General features: G+C 58.0%; 2 protein-coding genes. One reads left to right on the plus strand and one right to left on the minus strand.

Going from position 1 to position 3905, the window contains the following annotated elements; translation table 11 throughout:
* Window positions 1–988: 988 nt before the first annotated feature.
* Window positions 989–1573: a nodulation methyltransferase NodS gene (gene nodS / locus CQ14_RS00155; RefSeq protein ID WP_057855944.1), complete on the minus strand. Its 585-nt coding sequence runs from the start codon at window positions 1571–1573 to the stop codon at window positions 989–991.
* A gap of 659 nt (window positions 1574–2232) precedes the next feature.
* Between nodS and CQ14_RS00160 the strand changes: the two genes are divergently transcribed.
* Window positions 2233–3405, plus strand: coding sequence for a PLP-dependent cysteine synthase family protein (locus tag CQ14_RS00160; protein ID WP_057855945.1), 1173 nt, complete (start codon window positions 2233–2235; stop codon window positions 3403–3405).
* Window positions 3406–3905: the final 500 nt, after the last annotated feature.

Raw genomic sequence — 3905 nt, forward strand, 5'->3', positions numbered from 1 at the left:
GCTATCCGATCCGAACCCCACAACGAAAGGCGGCCATAACCGGGCGCTTACCTTCGTGCTGACCGGGATCAAGTTGAACAGGAGCTTGCTGCGATTGCCCAACGGCTCGATCACACACAAGATACGCAAGTGACAGGCAAGAAGCGCGCGGCTCATCTCACCAAGACTGGCGGGCTCATGGTCAGGCCGGGGCGTGCCGCTCGACGGCCAACAGATGCGATATATCTACTTTCATAAACCCGAGGCGCGTGCGCAGCTAACCGGCAGAGAAATCCCGTATGCGGAGATCGAGCAGCGTGGCACGGGCATGTACCGCGGTATTGCACGTGGCAAGCAGGTGATGGCGAGGTCCCTCGGCACAGCTGTGCGGCAGCGGCGACCGCCACGCCCAGTGAGTTGATCTGGGCAATGCCCCGCGCTGAAGTTCTTGGCGATAAATTATGAGAAGACGCCTTCAACCTGGACGTCGCCGCCACCATTGGCTGGAAAACTGGAATTTTGGCGTCGTTCCTCGCGAATGAATCGGCTCAAGGGCCTTAAGACCAACCGGAGTAAGCCTATAAGAAGAGGTAGTTGAAGTACTGCTGCTTGCACGGCGCCTCACTTCTCAGTCGGTCCGGAAGGATCTGCATCACTGACGCCCGGGCGACTTACAAGCCGGAAGAAGTGTTGAACGTGGAGCGCTGAACATGACGATATCGTCTTCTTGCTCTTGGCCGATTTCCCGTTGCCGCTGCCGGTCCGGGTCCCTCTTCTCATAGCCAAGGTGATCGCTCGGCTTCGCACCAAGCGCCTCAATCAGCGTCTTTCTTCAGCTGCCTTAAAAGCTCGTCCGTACCTGTGAGGTCTTTAGGCTTTTCATAGTTAGCAAGCAGTGGTCCAGTAGTTCAGGTGTAAACGTCGTGTCGGTCGTCATGTGAGTCTTCTCGGTAAGGTAAACTCACAGAAACCTGCTTACACATTCTTCTGATACCCTCTTGAGCCGGCATTAATTCGGCCGAAAGCAGGAGATCAAGCAGTCTTCGTTAGCCGACTGACCTTGGCAACTCACTCGCTCGACTTCGACCAACGATTCCTTCAACATGAGGATGCAGGTCTCAGCACCAGCGGCATGGCCCCAACGCCTGCAATTGGTATCTCGGGCTGACCCAAAAACCAGCTGTCCATCTGGCGCCAGCATCTGCACCAACTTGCGGACAGTCGCACGCATGTCGGCCACGCCACCAAGGTAGTAGAGGACTTCGGCCAGTACGATCAAATCAAACCGCTCGGCGGTCGAAAACTGCTGAACGTCCGAAGCCATCCAAGTTATGTGCGACCACCGTTTCGTCCGCAGGCGAGCTCGAGCAATCGCTTGCGGCATAACGTCGATGACTGTGAGCCGTTTGCAATGAGGTGCTAGTATTTCCGTAAATGCGCCGGCCGCGCACCTGACCTCAAGGGCGTGGGAAATCACGCCTTGCGAGAGCGATAGCCGGAGCATTTGCGAGTGACGCTCGCGTTCGAATGGATTACCGTCGAGCCTCCACGGATCGTCGGCGGCTAGTTCCTGCTCTAGCGATTGATGCCTCATGATTAGTCTACCTATTGAGAATGCAAGATTGGGTGCCCGGGGCCGATGCTATCAAACGAGACCAGCCTCGAAGAACTGCGCGAAAGCTCCGCCTCCGTGGGTCTACCGACCATGAAAAGCCTCCTGTCCAGCTTTTCGCAGACCTCATGAGCACACCTCTTCAGTCCCAATCCAGTACGGCGCATACCAGGGCGCAGCTGGGCAATCATCCGTTCGTGCTTGCCCATCATCCAGCAACTGTGTTGAAACCAACAAGTCGTTTCACGCGCATTTTCCTGATTGATGCTTGAGTTAGCCGGCGTCTGACTATGGGGATTGCGGCAAAATTGATAAAATCTATTGTTTTGATAGAACGTATCCATTCCGATAATGGTCCGCGAAGAACGCGTTCGCGTTAAGCGCATGATGAGCCGGCCGCCTTGACGTAGCAGCACATGCTGAAAAGCCCCCACGACGTTGGTCCTGCGAAGCTCCTCGAATGCGATGCGTCGTCACGTATCGTGCCTCGATGGACCCGGAAATCTATGCGAACTGCCGATGCAGCGCTTCGTGGCAGTCTGGAGCCCTCCATGCCGCTCGGAAGCTCGGCGTCGGGCATCAGAGCGACCGCGGCAATACGACTTGATGTGCAAAGCGAATTATTTCATGCTAGAGACACTATGTCGATCGGGCGCACGTCTTTCAATCACAATAACTCCAGCGTGCCGAGCTTTCGGCGTGGCTGGGTAGACGAGGCCGTGGCTGCGATCGAGGCCGAGCAGTGCCGCACTGCCGATACGCATCTAATTCGGCTGATCGTGCCGGCTCTCGCCGGGATTGACATCTATTTGAAGGACGAGTCGACCCATCCGACCGGCAGCCTGAAGCACCGATTGGCTCGCTCGCTGTTCCTCTACGCGCTCTGCAACGGACAGATTCACGAGGGCACGCCAGTCGTCGAGGCCTCGTCGGGGTCGACGGCGGTCTCAGAGGCCTACTTCGCGCAGATGATCGGCGTACCCTTCTATGCCGTGATGCCGCGGACGACGTCGGCCGAGAAGATCGCTGCGATCGAGCATTATGGCGGCAAGTGCCATCTGATCGACGACGGCCGCGCGCTCTATTCCGAGGCAGCGGCGCTCGCCACCCGTCTCAACGGGCATTACATGGACCAGTTCACTTTCGCGGAGCGGGCGACGGATTGGCGCGGCAACAACAACATCGTCGAGTCGATCTTCACCCAGTTGAAGGGCGAGCCGCGCCCTGTGCCGGACTGGATCGTGATGGGCGCCGGCACTGGCGGCACCTCGGCGACCATCGGGCGGTATTTGCGGTATCGTCAGTTTCCAACGCAGCTCTGCATTGCCGATGTCGAGCATTCCGCCTTCTTCGACTGCTTCCGCTATCAGGACCGCTCGCGAACTTGCGAGCGTCCCTCGCTGATCGAAGGCGTCGGTCGGCCGCGCTGTGAGCCATCCTTCGTTCCGACCGTGGTCGACCGCATGATGAAGATCCCGGATGTTGCGACGATCGCGGCTATGAACGTGCTGTCGCGTCGCCTGCGTCGGCCGGTCGGCGGCTCTACCGGCACCAACTTCTTGGCACTGTGCCGGCTGGCTTCGGAGATGTGCGGCGCCGGCCAAGCGGGATCGCTGGTGACGCTGATCTGCGACTCCGGCGAGCGCTATCGGCAGACCTATTACAAGCCGGAGTGGCTAAAGGCGCGGGACATCGATCCTACGCCCTATGAGGCCGAGTTGATACTCTTCCTGGAAGCCGGGCATCTGCCCGGCTTCCCGATCGCAGACGTGACGAATCCGTTGAATGCCCGAGGTGCAGCAGGACCACGCTGATCGAAAATTACGCCTCGTCTGCACGGCGTCAGATTTTTCAAATCGCATCGGTTTGCTAGGCGAGTGCCCGTTGTTTCGGGACCAATCAAACTGTGGCGCATCCGACGCAATTCTAACGGGCGCCTCCACCTTGGCGAGTGACGCTCTATAGCTGGGCTAAGTGTGCATCTCGTAGTTCTTGCGCGCATTTGTTGCAAATGTGAAGCGACGAATAACGCTCTCGCAAGTCGTTGAATTACGAGCTCTCAAAACTCTTCTTTGCACCAACTGGTTTGACACGTGCATTCGCGGGGTAAGCGTCAGGGCTCTCATCGCGGAACTCGCTTTCCATGACCCGTTAGAATTCGGGCAGGGGGATTTCGTACAAGACCCCCGATGCATCCTGGGCTTCGCAGCTGCGCTTGGCCCGCACTTGGAGGCGATCGAGCGTTGATACTCGGGCTCTACGAAGTCGTCCGTTAAGAAGGCGATTGCAGCGGTGAGCGATCGCTGATGGCTGC

Origin of the sequence: Bradyrhizobium lablabi (genome assembly GCF_001440475.1) — a bacterium.
GTDB classification, from domain to species: Bacteria; Pseudomonadota; Alphaproteobacteria; order Rhizobiales; family Xanthobacteraceae; genus Bradyrhizobium; species Bradyrhizobium lablabi.